This window comes from Pseudomonas sp. Pseusp97 (assembly GCF_047304025.1).
In the GTDB taxonomy this organism is placed as follows: Bacteria; Pseudomonadota; Gammaproteobacteria; order Pseudomonadales; family Pseudomonadaceae; genus Pseudomonas.
In genome coordinates, this window is sequence record NZ_JBGLYK010000441.1 from 1 (window position 1) to 1,135 (window position 1,135).

General features: G+C 70.3%; 1 protein-coding gene and 1 pseudogene. Both read left to right on the forward strand.

Going from position 1 to position 1,135, the window contains the following annotated elements; genetic code table 11:
- The coding region (locus ACCC94_RS29735; RefSeq protein WP_413353176.1) for a potassium-transporting ATPase subunit C at positions 1-217 on the forward strand (217 nt) is incomplete at its 5' end.
- Positions 218-382: 165 nt separating this feature from the next.
- Positions 383-1,135: pseudogene (locus tag ACCC94_RS29740) on the forward strand (histidine kinase); the annotation flags it as partial.

Genomic DNA, 1,135 nt, shown 5'->3' on the forward strand with positions numbered 1-1,135 from the left:
GCCGCTGGCGCTGGTCACCACCTCCGGCAGCGGCCTCGACCCGCAACTGCCGCCTGCCGCCGCGCTGTACCAGGTGCCACGTATCGCCCTGGAGCGCGGCGTGCCGGCCGCGAGCCTGGAGAAACTGGTGGAAGCCAACACCGAACGCCCGCTGATCGGCCCCGCGGTGGTCAACGTGCTGGCGCTGAACATGGCCCTGGCCAGCCTGCCTCGCTAGACTCCAGCGCCAGTACCGACCTCTGCCGTGGTACGAGGAAGAACGCGGGCCGTCCATTGGCAGAGGACGGCTCCCTCTCCCTCCCGGGAGAGGGCTGGGGAGAGGGTTTCCGTGAACTCGCTCCCTCATTGAAACGAGCGCCCAACGCGCTCCGAGGATAGTCCCATGACCGACCCCAACCGCGCCGACGCCCTGCTGGCCGACCTGCCCGCCATGGGCCGTGGCCGCCTCAAGGTATTCCTCGGCGCCGCACCGGGTGTCGGCAAGACCTACGCCATGCTGCTGGCCGCCCAGAGCCAGCTGCGCCAGGGCGTCAAGCTGCGTGTCGGCGTCGTCGAGACCCACGGCCGCGCCGAGACCGAAGCGCTGCTCGCCGGCCTGCCGCAGCAGGCGCTCAAGCGCTCTGAATACCGCGGCATCACCCTGGAGGAAATGGACCTCGACGGCCTGCTCGGCGATCCGCCGACGCTCGCGCTGGTGGACGAACTGGCCCACAGCAACGCCCCCGGCAGCCGCCACGCCAAGCGCTGGCAGGACATCCAGGAACTGCTCTCCGCCGGCATCGACGTCTACACCACGGTCAACGTCCAGCACCTGGAAAGCCTCAATGACCAGGTGCGCGACATCACCGGCGTGCAGGTGCGCGAAACCGTGCCCGACTGGGTGCTGCAGGAGGCCTTCGAACTGCTGTTGGTGGACCTGCCGCCGCGCGAGCTGCTGGAACGCCTGCGCGAGGGCAAGGTCTACGTGCCCGAGCAGGCCCGGGCGGCCATCGATGCCTTCTTCAGCCAGACCAATCTCACTGCGCTGCGCGAGCTGGCCATGCAGACCGCCGCCGCGCGGGTGGATGCCGACCTTGCCCATCGCTACCGCCAGCAGGGCGGCGAGGCGCCGGCCGTGCGCGGGCGCCTGCTGGTC